Below are 16,890 nucleotides of genomic sequence, written 5' to 3' on the forward strand. Positions count from 1 at the left end.
AGAGGCGGTGCTGCCGGAAAGCACCGCCCCTTCAACAAACAAACCCAGTGACTACGTCTTGTTCAGACGCCGTGACCGTGCGCCTGCGCACGCGCCTCCGGCCGGAAGCCGTTGCGCGGGCTGAGCGTGTCGTCGCCGTTGCCGAGCGCCTTCAGCTGCTCGGTGAAGTACGTCTTCAGGCGGCTGCGGTACTCACGCTCGTAAGCGTGCAGGTCGTCGATCGTGCGCTCGAGCTGACCCTTCTGCTTCTCCAGCGTGCCGAGCATCTGCGCGCGGCGCTCGGCGATCTCGCCGTCGAGCTTCTCGGCGCGGGCGCGGGCCTCACCGGTCATCCGGTCGGCCTTGCCGCGGGCCTCGTTCTCCAGGCGCTCCGCCTTGGCGCGGGCCTCGCCGATGATCTTGTCGGCGGTGTCCTTCGCCTCCTGGACCAGGTCGTCGGAGTGCTTGGTGGCCATCTCCAGCAGCCGCACTGCGGAGCTGGAGGCGTCACCGACAGTGCCGGCCGCCGCAGCCGCGGTCGGAGCGGCCACCACCGGCGGCTTCTCCTCGGGCTTCTCGACCACGACCGGGGGCTTCGGCTGCTGCACGACTGGCGGCAGCGCGGCGGTCTGGTCGACCGGGCGCTGCTGGTCAGCACCAGCGCGCTGAGCCGCCGCGAGCTTGGCCCGCAGCTCCTCGTTCTCGGCGAGAAGTCGCTCGAGCTCGGCTTCCACCTCGTCGAGGAAGGAGTCGACCTCTGTGACGTCGTAGCCCTCCCGTAGTCGGACGGGCGTGAACTGCTTCGAGCGGACGTCATCCGGCGTCAGCGGCATCTTTCACCTCGTTTGTCTGTGTCTTGGCGGAGTCCCCGTGGCCCTCGCCTTGGCGACTCAGTAGATCACGTTATCGCTTCGTTGTCTTATGACGGAATCCGGGCTCTATCTACCCAGTCTTCGCGGTCCTCACCCTCACAACGATCGAAGGGCCGTCGAGTTGATCGCCATCGCCACCGACACCATGACGAACAGCATCAGCATCGACAGGTCGATCCGGATTCCACCGGCCCCGATCGGGGGCAGGATCCGCCGCAGCGGCTTCAGGAACGGGTCGGTGATCGAGTAGATCAGCTCGAAGAACAGCAGCAGCGGCCCCTTGGGGTGCCACTGCGGAGCGAACATGACGATCAGGCTGAGTACGAACCGTGCCACCAGCACCAAGAAGAAGGCGAGCAGTACCCAGTACAGAACGATGAGGACGAGCGCGAGAGCATCCATGTCGACAACGAGTGTAGAAGACGGCGGAAGCGCCGGCCTCAGCTCTGGTTGTAGAACCCGTCCGCAGCGATCTTTTCCTTCTCCTCGGCAGCCACCGTCACGTTCGGCGGGCAGACCAGGAACACCTTGGTGGTGATCCGCTCGATCGAGCCCCGGCAGCAGAAGATCAGGCCGGCCGCGAAGTCCACCAGCCGCTTGGCGTCGGAGTGGTCCATCTCGGTCAGGTTCATGATGACGGGCGTACCGTCGCGGAAGTGCTCACCGATGACGCGCGCCTCGTTGTAGCTGCGCGGGTGCACGGTGGTGATGCGGGCCAACTCGGTAACCTCCGGGGACGACGCGACACCGCGCCGGTCTGGGAACTTGCTGACCGTGGCGCCGCTGTGGTCCTGACGGTCCTCGCGGCCCTGGAACTGAGGCTCGGTGCGAGGCTCGCGGCTCTCCCGGCCGGCGGGTACCGGCTCGGTCTCGTGGGAGTCCCCGTCGACGGCTTCGTCCTCGTACTCGTCGTACTCGTCGTCGTAGGTGTCGTCGTACCGCGCGTTGTAGCGCTCCCCGTCCTCGACCAAGCCGAGGTACACACCCATCTTGCGCAGTGCGCCGCTCATGGCCCTCCAGCACCTCGATCCGGTTCGACGACAACAGTGAGCAGAAAGCAAAAACCTGCTCGATGTCGACACTAACCGAGTGGAGGACGCGTACCGAGTAAGGCGCGCCCGAGCCGCACGTGTGTCGCACCGTGCTTGATCGCGGCCTCCAGATCGCCGGTCATCCCGGCCGAGATCCAGTCGGCGCCGGGATGTTCGGAGCGTAGCCGCGACGCTACTTCACGCAGTCCACCGAAGGCCTCCTCGGGGTCCGAACCGAGGGGCGCGACGGCCATCACTCCCCCGAGCTCGAGACCGTCGGCCGTCGCGATCTCCGCGGCCAGTTCCGGTACGTCGGCCGGCGCGACACCGCCCCGACTCGCGCCGGTTGCCGCGTCGGCGGATCCGTACGCCGCAAGGCTCACCTGGATCAGGCAGCGCAACGTTCTCTCCTCGGCCACCGCGGCCTTGGACAGCGCCTCGACGAGTGACGACCGGTCGACCGAGTGCACGACCGATGCGTACCGCGCGATCGAACGGGACTTCTTCGACTGCAACTGCCCGACGAAGTGCCAGGTGAGGTCCGGGCAGTCCGGCGCCTTCGCCTTCAACTCCTGCTCGCGGTTCTCCCCGACATCCTGGATCCCGAGGCCCGCGAGCGCCCGTACGTCGCTGACTGGGAAGGTCTTGGTGATCGCGACGAGGGTGACCTCGTCCCGGGCTCTCCCGGCCGCCTGACAGGCCTTCTCGATCCGCTCCTCTACCTGCTCGAGGTTCTCGCGAAGCTCGTCGGCTCGTGTGCTCATCCACGTCCTCGCTTCGCTCCGGGCGCGGATGAGACACGGAGTACGCTGTGCTTTTTGATGCCCTCGCTCCGCTCGGTCATGGTGCGACCAACTTGATCAGGCCCGCCATCCGCCCGTTCTCGGGACCTTCGCGGCGGTACGAGTACAGGTTCTCGGACTCGATCGTGCAGGCAGTCGCGTCGACCACCTCGACACCGAGCTCGGCCAGTTGCGCCTTCACTCCGGCGGCCACGTCGATCGCGGGCGTTCCCCAACTGGTCTCGGAGTACGACGCCGGCACCCGCTCCGCGACCTCGGCCCGCATCTCGTCGGGGACCTCGTAGCAGTTCCCGCACGCATACGGTCCGAGGACGGCGGTGATCGTCGAGGCGCCGAGCTCCCGCATCGCGTCGACGGTCGCCGGGACGATGCCGACGTACATGCCCTTGCGGCCGGAGTGCGCGGCGCCGATCACGCCTTCGCCGGACAGCAGCACCGGTAGGCAGTCGGCCGCGCGAACGGCCAGCACCACATCGGATCGCGTCGTCACCAGACCGTCGGCCTTCGGCATCGGCCGAGTGGGAAGGTCGTCGCCGGGCCGTACGACGTGCACGTCACGGCCGTGCACCTGGCTGACCCGCACCACGTTCTCCGCGGGCACCCCGAACTCGGACGCGATCAGCCCGAAGTTCGCGATCACCCCATCGACGTCCGGCCCCGAGGCACTGCCCAGGTTCAGTTCGCCGTACGGCGGTTTGCTGGCGCCGCCGAAGCGGTCGGTGAACGCGAACCGAACACCCTGGCGAACCTCGTCGTAGCCGAACACGACTGAAGGTTACCCAGCGGCAGCCGTCGCGCGGCGGTAGGCCTCGGTGAAGGCGTCGGCCGCGGGGACGTCGACATCGGGAACGACGCCGGTGCCTTCCCAGTTGGTCCCGGAGATCTGATTGACCGAACGCGCCACCGGCACGGTCGCCTCCAGCTGATCGTGCAGTCTGAAGCCCTGGCGCGGATGCGCGCCGCCGCCCGTCCGCTCGCCGACGATCACCGCGCGCTTGAGTTGCTGCAGGTTGTACGCCACCTCCTCACCGCCGGAGAAGGTCGCCGAGCTGGTCAGCACCCAGATCGGCTTGGTGCCGCCGAATCGCGGCCCCGGCACGTACGGCACGGTCCAGAACTGTCGCAGCGTCCCCTCGGACGGCTTGACCAGGTCCTGCAGATGGATCGGTTCGCCTGCGTCGAACAGGTAGCTGCAGACGAAGGCGACCTGATCGGGCGACCCGCCCACACAGCGGCGCAGGTCGATGAGCAGCGAGTCCGCCGACGCGAGCAGCGTCATCGCGGCGGTCAGGGCCGCACCCGCATGGCTCGGGTCGTACAGCAACGGCCGGATCTCCAGCAGGCCGACGTTCCCGTCCAGTCGTTCGACCCGCGCGATCCCGCCGGCGTCACGCTCGGCCAACCGGCGCCAGTGTGCTTCCTCGGCCACCGGGTCCGTCTCGTCCGGCGGCCCGTCCTGATGGAACTTGAGCCGCAGGTGCTTGTCGCGGTTGCCGAGCTGCAGGTCGGCCGTGACCCGCTCGGCCAGCTGCTCCGGCGCCTGAAGGCCGTCGTACCGGCCCTCGGCGGTCGCCGCGGCGAGCCGGTTCGCGACCTCGGCGCCGACCTCCGGAAAGACGTAGTACTCGGCGACCAGCGCGCCCAGCCGGCCGACGACGGTCCTGATCTCTTCGGTGTGCATGACGAGGAGTAGAGCAGGCGGATTGACAAAGTGTCAAGAATTCTCGACGCTTGATTCATGGCCGAGATCATCGATCACCTGGACGTGTCGAGCGCTGCGCAGTTCAAGGCGCTCGGGCACCCGCTACGGCACCGCTTGCTGTTCGCACTCGGGCAGGACGCGGCCACGATCAGCCAGCTGGCCGCTGCGCTCGGGACGGCGAAAGGCAACGTCGCCCACCATCTGGGGGTGCTCCGCGACGCCGGAATGGTGCACGTGGCCGAGACGCGGCAGGTGCGGGGTGGGACCGAGCAGTACTACCGGAGGTCGGTGCGGCGGTTCGGCTTCTCCGGTGAAGGCGCGCGGGCGAACAACACTGTCGCGCTGCAGGCAGTCGCGGCCGATCTGGAGACCGCCGACCCCGACCCGATGTTCACGGTGCGGAACCTGCGGCTGACCGCAGCGCAGGCGGAGGAACTTGCCGCCACGCTGCAGCAGCTGGCCGACGACCTCGCCGACGCCGGCCCAGGAGAGTCGCGGTACGGCGTGGTCGTGTCCGTCTACCGTCCTCGCCAGGCCACGACGCCCGGCGAGGGCAGCTGACTACTTGAGGAAGTCGGGGATGTCGAGGTCTTCCTCGGGCTCCGGCCTCTTCGGCTTGGCCGGCTGGCTCGGCTGCGCAGACTGGGCGGACTGACCGGTCTGACCGGCGGCGTTGCTCGGGCCGTGGGTGGGCCAGGAGTGCTGGGTCGACGGCGAGGCCGGGGTGTGCGGAGCCGGCTGGGCCGACTGCTGGCCGGACTGCACGGTGCGGACGCCGTCACCCGCCTGCGGGCGCGCGGAATTCGTCGTCCCGGCGCCGGGCCGTGGCTCGGTCGGTGCGGGCACCGGCACTGTGTCGTCGGTCGGGGTGGCCGGGTTGCCGGGCGTCACGCCCGACGGCTGGCCGGCACCTGGCTGCGGCTGCCCCGCGCCCTGACCGGCTCCGGGCGTCGGACCCGGCTGGCTCTGCCCTGCCTGAGCGGAAGGCTGACCACCCGGCACCTGGCCGGACTGGGCCTGGCCGCCGGAGAACTGACCACCGGAGAACTGGCCACCGGACTGCTGTCCTCCGCCCGGCTGTGCGCTCGACGGCTGGCCGCCCGACTGACCGCCGGTGGGGGGCTGGCCGGACTGCTGGCCGGCCGGTGGTGTCGTGCCGCCGGCCATCGGCGCCGAGTAGCTCTGTGCGGCCGGGCGGGACGACTGCGGGCGGGCCTGGTTCATCGCCTGCTCGCGGCGTTTCGGCATCCCGCCGTCGAACCCGGCCGCGATCACCGTGACCCGCACCTCGTCGCCGAGGGCGTCGTCGATGACCGCGCCGAAGATGATGTTCGCGTCCGAGTGCGCGGACTCCGAGACCAGCTGGGCCGCCTCGTTGATCTCGAACAGGCCGAGATCGGACCCGCCGGCGATCGACAGCAGCACGCCGTGCGCGCCCTCGATACTTGCCTCCAGCAACGGCGAGGAGATGGCCGCCTCGGCGGCCGCGACCGCACGGTCCTCGCCACGCGACGAGCCGATGCCCATCAGCGCCGAGCCGGCGTTCGACATGACCGCCTTGACGTCGGCGAAGTCCACGTTGATCAGGCCGGGCGTGGTGATCAGGTCGGTGATACCGGAAACACCCTGCAGCAGGACCTGGTCGGCCTGCTTGAACGCGTCCAGCACGGACACGGCGCGGTCGGAGATGGTCAGCAGCCGGTCGTTCGGGATGACGATCAGGGTGTCGACTTCTTCGCGGAGGGTGGCAATGCCGTCCTCGGCCTGGGTCGCGCGCCGCTTTCCTTCGAAGGAGAACGGCCGCGTGACGACACCTATGGTCAAGGCGCCGAGCGACCGGGCGATCCGCGCCACCACGGGCGCGCCGCCGGTGCCGGTGCCGCCGCCCTCGCCGGCGGTGACGAAGACCATGTCGGCGCCCTTCAGCGCCTCCTCGATCTCCTCGGCGTGGTCCTCCGCGGCCTTCTGCCCGATCGCCGGGTTCGCACCGGCGCCCAGGCCACGGGTCTCCTCGCGGCCGATGTCGAGCTTGACGTCCGCGTCGCTCATCAGCAGCGCCTGGGCGTCGGTGTTGATGGCGATGAACTCCACGCCTTTCAACCCGTGCTCGATCATCCGGTTGACGGCGTTCACGCCGCCGCCGCCGATGCCGACGACCTTGATGAGTGCCAGGTAGTTCTGCGGTGCCGCCACGTCCGCGCCTCTCGCCTCGTTCGTTGCCCGTTGTCCAGCGAAAAGACTGAACCTCAAGTGGATGCTTAGACTTATGTCAACTTTAGATTACGTCGCACGCTACGGGACGGCTTCTGGCGATGTCCACGCGCCTCGCCGCCCATACCGCGATGTGATCCGTCACCGCTTTTCCCCTTTGGTGACAGGAAGATCGGGCGCCGAGACGTCGTACACCTTCGCCTGCCGCTTCATCAGCACGCTGAGTACCTCGGCCTTGCGCTCACTGTCATCGGAACTACCCCAAACGACCTTGACGCCGGAGCTGAGGTTGAGGGTGATCGAGTCCGGCGACGCCGCCGAGATCGACCCCACCTGCGCCCGCAACGTGTCCGGAAGGGCCGCCGACACCGTCACCACCGAGTGGATCGTGACGTCCCGCCGGACCCCCGTCACCTTCGCCTCCGGCAGCCGGGCCGGCCGGTCCGGCACCGTGCGGTACGTCGTACCCGTCGCGTCCACCAACTCGTACCGCGAGCCGTCGGTGACCACCACGACCGGGACCCGCTCGGTGACCACGATCACGATCTTGCGCGGCCACGCCCGGGTCACCTGCGCGTCCGCGACCGCCGGAATCGTCCGCACCCGGTCCGCGATCGACCGCAGGTCGACCTTGGCCAGCGGTGTACCCGTCGGCGCGGCCGCGACCTGCTCGATCGTTGCCACCGGCACCGTGTCGGCACCGCTGATCCGGACCCCGGAGACCGCGAACGCGGAGGAGAAGTAGAACAGCCAGACGACCAGACCGGCCAGCACGACCAGTCCGCCGCCGATGGCCCAGGGCAACCAGCTCCGCCACCGCACCAGCCGTTGCCGGCGCGCGAACTTCTGCTGTGCCCGAGCCAGATCGACGCTCTGGCTCATTCAACAAACCCCACCCTTTTACTCCACCACAGGTACCGGCGTTGCCTCGGAAGGCTCGCGGGCCGATTCACGAGCACTGGCGCGTTCGGCCAGCAGACCAACGACTTCCGGGCCGATCAGCGTCACGTCGCCTGCGCCCAGCGTCACCACCAGGTCGCCCGCCTGGGCGAGGTCCGTGACCAGCTGCGGTACGGCGGACCACGACGGCTCGAACCGCACCTGCTCGGGTTTCAGCGGCACGTGGTTCGCGATCAGGGCGCCGGTGACACCGGGCTCCGGGTCCTCGCGGGCCGCGAAGATGTCCATCACCACGACCTCGTCGGCCAGTGCCAGCGCCTCGGAGAACTCGGTGGCGAAGATCCGGGTCCGGCTGAACAGGTGCGGCTGGAAGCACGCGATCACGCGCCCCTCCCCTGCCACCTGGCGGGCCGCGGTCAGGTCCACGGCCAGCTCGGTCGGGTGGTGCGCGTACGAGTCGAACACCCGCACGCCGTCCTCGAGACCCTTGAACTCGAACCGCCGGCCGGTGCCCGTGAACGACGCCAGCCCCTCGGCCAGGTCGGCCGCGGAGAACCCGAGCCCGAGCCCGACGGTCAAAGCCGCCGACGCGTTCAGCGCGTTGTGCTTACCGGCCTGCTGCAGGTTCACGACGGGCAGCTTGCGTCCGCGGTACACCGGCACGAACGACTGCGTCGCCCCGGTCGCGGTGATCTCGGTGACGCGCAGGTCCGCGTCCCCGGCCTCGCCGTACGTCCGGACGTCGATTCCGCGGTCCCGCGCGTACGACGCCAGCGCGCGGGCGCCCGCGTCGTCCTGGCAGATCACCATGAACCCGCCGGGCAGGACCCGGCCGCAGAACTCCTCGAACGCCTTCCGGTAGCTGGCCTCGTCGCCGTAGTTGTCCAGGTGGTCCGGCTCGACCGACGTGACGATCGACACCTCGGGCCCGTAGGTCAGGAACGACTTGTCCGACTCGTCCGCCTCGGCGACGAACAGGTCGCCGGTGCCGTCGTGGGCGTTCGACCCGGACTCGTTCAGGTTGCCGCCGATCGCGTACGACGGGTCCGTGCCGCAGTGCTGCAGCGCGACGGTCAGCATCGACGTGGTCGTGGTCTTGCCGTGCGTGCCGGCGACCGCGATCGTCCGGCGGCCGACCATCACCGACGCGAGCGCGGCGGCCCGCGGCAGGATCGGGATCCCGGCCGCGCGGGCGGCGACGACCTCGGGGTTGGTCTCGCGGATAGCGGTCGACACCACCACGGTGTCGACGTCCTTCACGTGCTCGGCGGCGTGGCCGACCCAGCAGGTCGCGCCGAGCGCGCGGAGCGCTGCGAGCACCTTGCCGTCCTTGGCGTCCGAGCCGGACACCTCGATCCCGCGCGACGCCATGATCCGGGCGATCCCGGACATGCCGGCGCCGCCGATTCCCACGAAGTGCACCCTGCCCAGCTTCTCGGCCGGTTGCAGCGTGTCAGGTGCGGTGACGATCACGACGCAGACCTCACCACATCGAGGATGATCCGCGCCAATCGGTCGTCGGCGTCGGTCCGGATCACACCGGTCGCAGCTGTGGACATGGCTGTCAGACGCTCGCGGTCGAGCAGAAGTTGCGGGACGTTCGCGCGCACCCAGTCCGCGGTCAGCTCGGCGTTGTCGATCAGCACACCTCCACCGACGTCGACGACCGGCTTCGCGTTCAGTCTTTGCTCACCGTTACCGATCGGCAGCGGGACGTAGATCGCGGGCAGGCCGACACCGGACACCTCGGTGACCGTGTTCGCACCCGAGCGGCACACCACCAGGTCCGCGGCGGCGTACGCGAGGTCCATCCGGTCGACGTAGTTCAGTACGACGTACGGGAGCGGACCGGTCTGCGGCACCTCGAGGGTGTTCTTCGGGCCGATCGCGTGCAGGACCTGGATCCCGGCCGCCTGCAGGTCCGCGGCGGCGCCCGAGACCGACTCGTTGATCCGCTGAGCGCCCTGCGAGCCGCCGGTCACGAACAGCGTCGGCGCGTCCGGGTCGAGGCCGAAGAACTGCCGGGCCTCGGCGCGCAGCGCGGCCCGGTCCAGCGTCGAGATCGCCCGCCGGATCGGCAGGCCGACGTACTCGGCGTGCGGCAGGTCGGTGCCCGGGAACGAGGTCTTCACGTGCTGCGTGCAGTACCGGGCGGCGAACTTGTTCGCGATCCCCGGGACGGCGTTGCCCTCGTGCACCACGATCGGGGTCTTCCGCCGCCAGGCGGCGACGTACGCCGGGGTGGAGACGTAGCCGCCGAAGCCGACCAGCACGTCCGCCTTCGCCTCGTCGAGCACCTTCCTGGCCGCGCTCACCGAGGACAGCAGCTTTCCGGGAACAGCCAAGAGCGCGGGCGTGGGCTTGCGCGGCAGCGGCACCGGCGGGATCAGCTCGAGCCGGTACCCGGCCTCGGGGATCACGCGGCTCTCGAGGCCGCGCTCGGTCCCGAGGGCGATGATCTCGATCGTCGGGTCGATCCGGCGCAGGGCGTCTGCGGTGGCGATCAGGGGTGAGGTGTGGCCGGCGCTACCGCCACCTGCCAGAACAATGCTGGGCACAGCTTTCAACGCTCCCGCGGGTTCATTTGTACGACATACGCCGCGAAGGCAGCCAGCCGAAACGAGGTCGCCGGGTCTCTTTCAGGGCGGCCTGCGCGCCGGGCTCGGCCTTCGCGAAGGACAGCAGCATGCCGATCGCGATCAGCGTCGGCAGCAGTGCGGAACCACCGTACGACAAAAGCGGGAGCGGGATACCCACGATGGGTAGCAGTCCGATCACGGCGCCGAGGTTGACCAGCGTCTGCGCCATGATCCAGATCGTGATCCCGGCCGCCGCATAGCGGACGAACGGCTCGGTGTTCCGGGTCGCGATCCGCACCCCGGCGTAGGCCAGGGTGAGGAACAGGGCGAGCACGGTGAGCGACCCGACCAGGCCGAGCTCCTCACCGATCACCGAGAAGATGAAGTCGGTGTGCGCCTCCGGCAGGTTGCCCCACTTCTGCCGGCTGTTGCCGATCCCGACGCCCCACCAGCCACCGGTCGAGAGCGCGTAGAACGAGTGGTACGCCTGCCAGCCGATCCCGGAGGGGTCGGTGAACGGATCCATGAACGACGAGACCCGGTCCATCCGGTGCTTCGCCGTGAGGACGAAGTACGTCGCGACCCCGCCGACCACCACGATCGTCGCGACGAACAGCCGGGTCGGCGCGCCGACGATCCAGATCATGCCGATCATCACCGCCATCAGCACCAGTGCGGTGCCGAGGTCGCGCTGACCGACGATCAGCGCGATGACCAGTCCGCAGACCGGCACCATCGGGATCAGCAGGTGCTTCCACTGGGTGAGCAGCTTCTCCTTGCGGGCGTACAGGTCCGCACACCACATCACCAGGGCCAGCTTGGCGAACTCACTCGGCTGGATCTGCAGCGGACCGCCGAGATTCAGCCAGTTGGTGTTGCCGTTCACACCGACGCCGAGGCCCGGGATGTAGGTCAGCACGAGCAGGAACATCGAGCCGAGCAGGGCGATGTAGGCGAGCATGCGGAAGTGCCGTGGTGTCATCCGGGAGGCGACGTACGCCATCGGCAGGCCGACACCGACCCAGATGACCTGGCGGACGAAGATCGTGTAGCTGTTGCCGTTCGCGCGCAGCGACAGCACGCTGGACGCCGACAGCACCATCATCAGGCCGAGCACCAGCAGCAGGCCGGTCGCGCCGAGCACGATGTGGTACGACGTCAGCGGCCGGTCCAGCACGTCCCTGATCGCCGCGATCCACGCGCGCTCGCTGCCCTGTTTCTTCTGGTCCGGCTGATCTGCGATCGACGTCACGCGATCACCTCCGGATCAGTTGGCGAGGGAGCGAACTGCTTCGGCGAAGGCGTCGCCGCGGGCTCCGTAGTTGGCGAACATGTCCCAGGATGCGCAGCCGGGTGCGAGCAGCACGGTGTCACCCACCTGTGCGAGCTTCGCCGCCTCCCCCACCACGATCTCCATGGCTCCAGTGTCCGTTGACTCGACGACGATCCTCGGGACATCCGGTGCGTGTCGCTCCAGAGCTTCGGCGATCACGTCCTTGTCCTGTCCCAGCAGTACGACGGCGCGCAAACGTTGGCGTGCCGCGACGACGAGCTCGTCGAAGGTCGCGCCCTTCGCCTGACCTCCGGCGATCCACACCACGTGCTCGTAGGCGAGCAACGACGCCTGTGCGGCATGCGGGTTGGTGGCCTTCGAGTCGTCGACATAGTTGACCCCGGCAACTTCCGCGACGTGTGCGATGCGGTGCTTGTCGGGCCGGAACCCGCGCAGCCCGTCGCGGATCGCGGTCGCCGGTACGCCGAACGCGCGAGCAAGCGCCGCTGCCGCCAGCGCGTTCGCCACGTTGTGCGGCGCGGGCGGTGTGATGTCGGAAAGGCTCGCGAGCTCCAGAGCCGACGTGGCGCGCTGCTCCACGAACGCGCGGTCGACGAGCAGGTCGTCGACGAGACCGAGCATCGAGAGGCCCGGCGTACCGAGAGTGAAGCCGATCGCGCGGCAGCCCTCGATCACGTCGGCTTCCTCGACCAGGTGCTCGGTGGCCGGGTCCGCGACGTTGTACACGCACGCGACCTGGCAGTTCTCGTAGATCCGGCCCTTGTCCTGCGCATATGCCTCGAGCGAGCCATGCCAGTCGACGTGGTCCGGCGCGATGTTCAGCACGGCGGCCGAGTGCGCCGACATCGAGTGCGTGAAGTGCAGCTGGTACGACGAGAGCTCGACCGCGATCACGTCGTACGGCTCGGGGTCCATCACGACCTCGAGCAACGGAAGCCCGACGTTGCCCGCGGCAACGGCCCGGTGGCCGGCCGCCTGCAGGATCGCGGTCAGCATCTGCACGGTCGTGGTCTTGCCGTTGGTGCCGGTGATGCACAGCCACGGCGCGGCGTTGGCCGGATCCCGCAGCCGCCAGGCCAGCTCGATCTCGCTCCAGATCGGCACGTCCCGCTCGGCTGCCTGCGCGAGCAGCGGCGCGTGCGGCGGTACGCCGGGCGACGTGACGACGACGTCGACGTCCTTCGGGAGTTCCGTCGTGCTGCCCGGGCCGAGGGTGATCGTGGCGCCGAGCGTCTCGAGGATCTGCGCCTTCTCGCGCAGTGCCTCGGTGTCCCGGTCGTCGAGGACGACGAGGTGCTCGGCGCCGGCCTGGATCAGGGAGTCGGCGCAGGCGTAGCCCGCCGTACCGAAGCCGAGCACGACGAACCGGGTCGTCGCCCAGCCGTCGGACGTGCGTGTCTCCATGGTCACGGGGCCTCCCGGTCTGGACTGAGGAGCGGCGGGAGCGTAGCGACCAGAGCGACGAGGGAAGACCGGGAGCAACAGCCCCGTGACCCGCCGCGACGGAGTCGCGGCAATTCAACACAGCTCATCCGGTCACCCATTCCGCGTAGAAGACCCCGAGTCCGATCACCACGAACAGCCCTTGGATGATCCAGAAGCGGATCACCACGTTCACCTGTTCCCAGCCGAGCATCTCGAAGTGATGCTGCAACGGCGCCATCCGGAAGAGCCGTTTGCCGACGCCGGCGGTGCGCTTGGTGATCTTGAAGTAGCCGACCTGCAGGATCACCGAGGCGGTGATGAGGACGAACAGGCCGCCGAGCAGCAGCACCAGCAGCTCGGTCCGGGTCATCACGGCCATCCCGGCCAGCGCGCCGCCCAAGGACAGAGACCCGGTGTCGCCCATGAAGATCTTGGCCGGTGACGCGTTCCACCACAGGAACCCGAACAGCGCCCCGGTCAAACAGGCGGCGACCACGGCCAGGTCGTGCGGATCTCGCACCTCGTAACACTTGGTGCCCGGAGCGGTCTGGCAGCTCTGGCCGAACTGCCAGATGCAGATCAGTGTGTAGGCGCCGAACACCATCATCGACGCGCCGGTGGCCAGCCCGTCCAGGCCGTCGGCGAGGTTGACGCCGTTCGACATGCCGGCGATCAGCAGCAGGATCCAGATCACCACCACGATCAACGGCAGTTCCAGCCAGCCGATGTCGCGGATGAACGAGATGAACGGCGACGCCGGCCGCTGCCCGCGGTCGTCCGGGAACTGCAGCGCGAGCACCGCGAACACCACCGCGACCATGGTCTGGCCGGCCAGTTTCGCCTTGCTGCGCAGGCCGAGGCTGCGCTGCCGGAAGATCTTGATGAAGTCGTCCACGAAGCCGACCGCGCCCATGCCGGCGAACAGGAACAGCACCAGGATCGCCGAGGCGCTCGGCGGCGTCATGGTGAACAACTTCGCCGCGAAGTACCCGACGATGGTCGCGGCGATGAACACGGTGCCGCCCATGGTCGGCGTACCGCGCTTGACCTGATGCGACTTCAGCCCGTCGTCACGGATCTCCTGGCCGTATCCGCGGCTGGCCAGCCACTTGATCGCGTACCGGGTGCCGAGCAGCGTCAGCACCATCGCGACGGCGCCGCCGAACAGGATCGAGATCACTGGGCGTCCTCCACCAGCGCGTCGGCGAGGCTGCGCAGTTTCGCCGCCTTCGACGACTTGACCAGTACAACGTCACCCGCGCGGAGCTCTTGGCGCAGCAACTCCAGCGCCTCGGGGATGGTCTCGACGAACGCGGACTCGTTGCCCCACGAACCTTCCAGCGAGGCGCCGAGGTGGATCGGTTTCGCGCCCTCGCCCACCACGAGCAGCCGGTTCACGTCCAGCCGGACGGCCAGCCGGCCGATCGCGTCGTGCTCGTCGGCCGAGGTGTCGCCGAGCTCGAGCATCTCGCCGAGCACCGCCCAGGTCCGCGCACCGCGGGACCGGCCGATCGCGGCCAAGGACTTCAGGGCCGCGCGGGTCGACTCCGGGTTCGCGTTGAACGCGTCGTTGATGATCGTCACGCCGTCCGGCCGCTCGGTCAGCTCCATCCGCGCCGCGGACACCCGCTCCGCGGCGTTCAGGCCGTCGGTGATCTGCTCCGGCGTCAGGCCGATCGCGACGCAGACCGCTGCGGCGGCCAGCGCGTTCGAGACGTAGTGCTCGCCGATGAACTGCAGCTGGACGGGGGCGCTGAAATCGCCGATCTGCAGCGTGAACGCGGGCCGTCCCTCGCCGTCGATCTTCACGTCCGTGGCCCGGACCTCGGACTCCGGCGCCTCGCCGAACGTCAGCACCTGCTGCCGGGTCCGGCTGCGCATGGCGGCGACCCGGTGGTCGTCGGCGTTCAGGATTGCGGTGCCGCCCGGCCTAACGGCCTCGATCATCTCGCCCTTGGCGAGCGCGATGTTGTCCTGGGACCCGAGCTTGCCGATGTGCGAGGTGCCGACGTTCAGCACCAGGCCGATCTGCGGCGGCGTGATCCCGGTCAGGTAGGTGATGTCGCCCAGGCTCCGCACCCCCATCTCGGCGATCAGGTACTTCGTCGTCGCGGTCGCCTGCAGCGCGGTCAGCGGGTGCCCGATCTCGTTGTTGAACGAGCCTTCCGGCACCACCGTCTCGCCGTACGGGCGGATCAGCTGCCCGATGAGGTCCTTGGTGCTGGTCTTGCCCGAGGATCCGGTCAGCGCGATCACGGTCAGATCGGGCAGCTTGCCGATGACGTGGCGCGCCAGGTCGCCGAGCGCCCGCTGCGCGTCGTCGACGACGATGCACGGACTGCCCTCGATCGGCCGCGTGGTGAGCGAGACCGTGACGCCGGCCGCGGTCGCCGCACCGACGAAGTCGTGGCCGTCCACGCGTTCACCGGGCAGGGCGACGAACAGTCCACCCGGTCCCGCGGCTCGTGAGTCGATCACCACCGCGCCGTCCACAACGGCCGCGGGCTCGACGCCCACGAGCTCGCCGCGGACGGCGTCGGCGATCTCGCCGCAACTGACAGGGATCACCGGTCTGCCTCCAACAGCTCACGCACAGTTTCGCGGTCGTCGAACGGATGGATCACACCGCCGACGTCCTGGCCCGTCTCATGACCCTTGCCGAGGACGACGACGGTGTCGCCCGGGCCGGCCAGCTCGATTGCCGACGCGATCGCCTGCCGGCGGTCGCCGATCTCGTGCAGGTCGGCGCCCGGAACGGCCTCCCGGGCTCCCGCGAGCGCGGCGGCCCGGATCGCGGCCGGGTCCTCGCTGCGCGGGTTGTCGTCGGTGACGATCACGACGTCCGCGGCTTTGGCCGCCTCGGCGCCCATCGCGGGCCGCTTCCCCGGGTCCCGGTCACCACCGCAGCCGACGACCGCGAACAGCCGGCCCTTCGTCGCAGTCCGCGCGGCCCTCAGCGCCAGCGCGACCGCGTCCGGCGTATGCGCGTAGTCCACGATCACCGCCAGCCCGTCCGCACGGGTGAATGTCTCCATCCGCCCCGGTACGGCAGCGGTCCGCAACCCGGCCGCGATCGCCTCGGCGGGTACGCCGACCTGCCGCAGCATCGCCGTGGCGAGCAGGGCGTTGGCGACGTTGAAGTCACCCGGCAGCGCGATCTCCACGGTCAGCGTCTCGTTCGGCCCCTGGATGTCGAGCACCGTCGTACCGTGCTCGGACCGGTGCCGGCCGGCGACCGTCCAGTCGGCGTCACCCGTCGTCGACACCGTGACCAGTGGTACGACGGTCTGCGCGGCGAGCCGGCGCCCGTACTCGTCGTCGATCGTCACCACCGCGACATCGCACCGCTCCGGGGTGAACAACGACGCCTTCGCCTGGAAGTACTCCTCGAACGTCTTGTGGAAATCCAGGTGGTCCTGCGTGAGGTTCAGGAACCCGGCGACCGCGAACCGCGCCCCGTCGACGCGGCCCAGCGCCAGCGCGTGGCTCGACACCTCCATCGAGCACCACGCCACCGCCCGTTCCCGCATTACCGCGAACAGCGCCTGCAGGTCGGTGGCCTCCGGAGTGGTCCGGACGCTCTTCACGACCTCGTCGCCGATGCGGGTCTGGATCGTCCCGATGAGCGCCGTCGGACCGAGCCCCCGCAGTACGGAGTCCAGCAGGAAACTGGTGGTGGTCTTCCCGTTGGTGCCGGTCACGCCGAGCAACCGGAGCTCACTGGTCGGCTCGCCGTAGATGCGCGACGCGACCGCGCCGAGGACGCTCCGCGGCCGGTCGGCGACCAGCACCGGAAGACCGGTTGCCGCAGCGCGGTCCGCGCCGGCCGGGTCGGTCAGTACGGCGACCGCACCGGCCTGCTGGGCTCTCGCGACGAACTCCGCGCCGTGCGTGACCGCGCCGGGGAGCGCGGCGTACAGGTCGCCGGGAAGGATGGAACGCGAGTCGAGGGAAACGCCGGTCACGGTCGCCGGCGACATTGCCGGGACCGGAACATGTGCGACGCTCGCGAGGTCGGCGAGGCTGACCGGCACGACGTGCCGAGGCCTGATCGCTGCGACCGCGCCGCCGGCGGCGGTAGGGGTGGACACGGG

At 69.3% G+C, this 16,890-nt stretch carries 15 protein-coding genes and 1 pseudogene; 1 reads left to right on the forward strand and 15 read right to left on the reverse strand.

Going from position 1 to position 16,890, the window contains the following annotated elements; translation table 11 throughout:
• Positions 1-62: 62 nt before the first annotated feature.
• The 6 genes from EV647_RS04210 to EV647_RS04235 form a co-directional block, all read right to left on the reverse strand.
• The gene (locus tag EV647_RS04210; RefSeq protein ID WP_130379855.1) at positions 63-812 is read right to left on the reverse strand and encodes a DivIVA domain-containing protein; all 750 of its coding nucleotides are present in this window, start codon (positions 810-812) and stop codon (positions 63-65) included.
• 135 nt (positions 813-947) lie between these two features.
• Complete coding sequence (locus tag EV647_RS04215) at positions 948-1,253, reverse strand: YggT family protein (protein ID WP_130379857.1); 306 nt, start codon at positions 1,251-1,253, stop codon at positions 948-950.
• A 38-nt stretch (positions 1,254-1,291) separates the two neighbouring features.
• Positions 1,292-1,861, reverse strand: coding sequence for a cell division protein SepF (locus EV647_RS04220; protein WP_133998653.1), 570 nt, complete (start codon positions 1,859-1,861; stop codon positions 1,292-1,294).
• Between the two features lie 71 nt (positions 1,862-1,932).
• Entirely contained in the window at positions 1,933-2,646 is a 714-nt protein-coding gene (locus EV647_RS04225) for a YggS family pyridoxal phosphate-dependent enzyme (RefSeq protein ID WP_133998656.1), read from the reverse strand.
• 76 nt (positions 2,647-2,722) lie between these two features.
• Complete coding sequence (pgeF, locus tag EV647_RS04230; RefSeq protein ID WP_133998659.1) at positions 2,723-3,451, reverse strand: peptidoglycan editing factor PgeF; 729 nt, start codon at positions 3,449-3,451, stop codon at positions 2,723-2,725.
• 9 nt (positions 3,452-3,460) lie between these two features.
• Positions 3,461-4,366 (reverse strand): S41 family peptidase, encoded by a 906-nt coding sequence (locus EV647_RS04235; protein ID WP_133998662.1) that lies wholly within the window; start codon positions 4,364-4,366, stop codon positions 3,461-3,463.
• A 57-nt stretch (positions 4,367-4,423) separates the two neighbouring features.
• On the opposite strand from EV647_RS04235, the gene EV647_RS04240 reads away from it, so the two are divergent.
• Entirely contained in the window at positions 4,424-4,948 is a 525-nt protein-coding gene (locus EV647_RS04240; protein WP_133998665.1) for a transcriptional regulator, read from the forward strand.
• A gap of 435 nt (positions 4,949-5,383) precedes the next feature.
• Here the strand turns inward: EV647_RS04240 and ftsZ are convergent.
• From ftsZ to EV647_RS04285, 9 genes and pseudogenes are all read right to left on the reverse strand, one after another.
• Positions 5,384-6,580, reverse strand: a pseudogene (ftsZ, locus tag EV647_RS42810) (cell division protein FtsZ); the annotation flags it as partial.
• Between the two features lie 159 nt (positions 6,581-6,739).
• A complete protein-coding gene (locus EV647_RS04250; RefSeq protein ID WP_133998671.1) occupies positions 6,740-7,480 on the reverse strand; it encodes a cell division protein FtsQ/DivIB in 741 nt (246 codons plus the stop codon).
• A gap of 18 nt (positions 7,481-7,498) precedes the next feature.
• Entirely contained in the window at positions 7,499-8,971 is a 1,473-nt protein-coding gene (gene murC / locus EV647_RS04255) for a UDP-N-acetylmuramate--L-alanine ligase (RefSeq protein ID WP_133998674.1), read from the reverse strand.
• Positions 8,968-10,056 (reverse strand): undecaprenyldiphospho-muramoylpentapeptide beta-N-acetylglucosaminyltransferase, encoded by a 1,089-nt coding sequence (murG, locus tag EV647_RS04260; protein WP_133998677.1) that lies wholly within the window; start codon positions 10,054-10,056, stop codon positions 8,968-8,970. Before murG ends, murC begins: the two co-directional genes overlap by 4 nt.
• Positions 10,057-10,078: 22 nt before the next feature.
• A complete protein-coding gene (gene ftsW / locus EV647_RS04265) occupies positions 10,079-11,329 on the reverse strand; it encodes a putative lipid II flippase FtsW (protein ID WP_133998680.1) in 1,251 nt (416 codons plus the stop codon).
• A 15-nt stretch (positions 11,330-11,344) separates the two neighbouring features.
• Positions 11,345-12,775 (reverse strand): UDP-N-acetylmuramoyl-L-alanine--D-glutamate ligase, encoded by a 1,431-nt coding sequence (murD, locus tag EV647_RS04270; protein ID WP_238177024.1) that lies wholly within the window; start codon positions 12,773-12,775, stop codon positions 11,345-11,347.
• A 124-nt stretch (positions 12,776-12,899) separates the two neighbouring features.
• Positions 12,900-13,976 (reverse strand): phospho-N-acetylmuramoyl-pentapeptide-transferase, encoded by a 1,077-nt coding sequence (gene mraY / locus EV647_RS04275; RefSeq protein ID WP_133998687.1) that lies wholly within the window; start codon positions 13,974-13,976, stop codon positions 12,900-12,902.
• Positions 13,973-15,364 (reverse strand): UDP-N-acetylmuramoyl-tripeptide--D-alanyl-D-alanine ligase, encoded by a 1,392-nt coding sequence (gene murF / locus EV647_RS04280; protein ID WP_133998690.1) that lies wholly within the window; start codon positions 15,362-15,364, stop codon positions 13,973-13,975. The genes mraY and murF overlap by 4 nt, the downstream gene beginning before the upstream one ends.
• The gene (locus EV647_RS04285; protein WP_133998693.1) at positions 15,361-16,887 is read right to left on the reverse strand and encodes a UDP-N-acetylmuramoyl-L-alanyl-D-glutamate--2,6-diaminopimelate ligase; all 1,527 of its coding nucleotides are present in this window, start codon (positions 16,885-16,887) and stop codon (positions 15,361-15,363) included. The genes murF and EV647_RS04285 overlap by 4 nt, the downstream gene beginning before the upstream one ends.
• Between the last annotated feature and the right edge of the window lie 3 nt (positions 16,888-16,890).

The organism is Kribbella sp. VKM Ac-2566 (assembly GCF_004366005.1).
Lineage (GTDB): Bacteria > Actinomycetota > Actinomycetes > Propionibacteriales > Kribbellaceae > Kribbella > Kribbella pratensis.

Excerpts from the sequence above, each read along its gene's own strand:
- EV647_RS04225 (WP_133998656.1), bottom strand. The coding sequence starts at position 2,646 with ATGAGCACACGAGCCGACGAGCTTCGCGAGAACCTCGAGCAGGTAGAG.
- EV647_RS04250 (WP_133998671.1), bottom strand. The coding sequence starts at position 7,480 with ATGAGCCAGAGCGTCGATCTGGCTCGGGCACAGCAGAAGTTCGCGCGC.
- EV647_RS04240 (WP_133998665.1), top strand. The coding sequence starts at position 4,424 with ATGGCCGAGATCATCGATCACCTGGACGTGTCGAGCGCTGCGCAGTTC.
- EV647_RS04235 (WP_133998662.1), bottom strand. The coding sequence starts at position 4,366 with ATGCACACCGAAGAGATCAGGACCGTCGTCGGCCGGCTGGGCGCGCTG.
- EV647_RS04210 (WP_130379855.1), bottom strand. The coding sequence starts at position 812 with ATGCCGCTGACGCCGGATGACGTCCGCTCGAAGCAGTTCACGCCCGTC.
- murD (WP_238177024.1), bottom strand. The coding sequence starts at position 12,775 with ATGGAGACACGCACGTCCGACGGCTGGGCGACGACCCGGTTCGTCGTG.
- EV647_RS04215 (WP_130379857.1), bottom strand. The coding sequence starts at position 1,253 with ATGGATGCTCTCGCGCTCGTCCTCATCGTTCTGTACTGGGTACTGCTC.
- EV647_RS04220 (WP_133998653.1), bottom strand. The coding sequence starts at position 1,861 with ATGAGCGGCGCACTGCGCAAGATGGGTGTGTACCTCGGCTTGGTCGAG.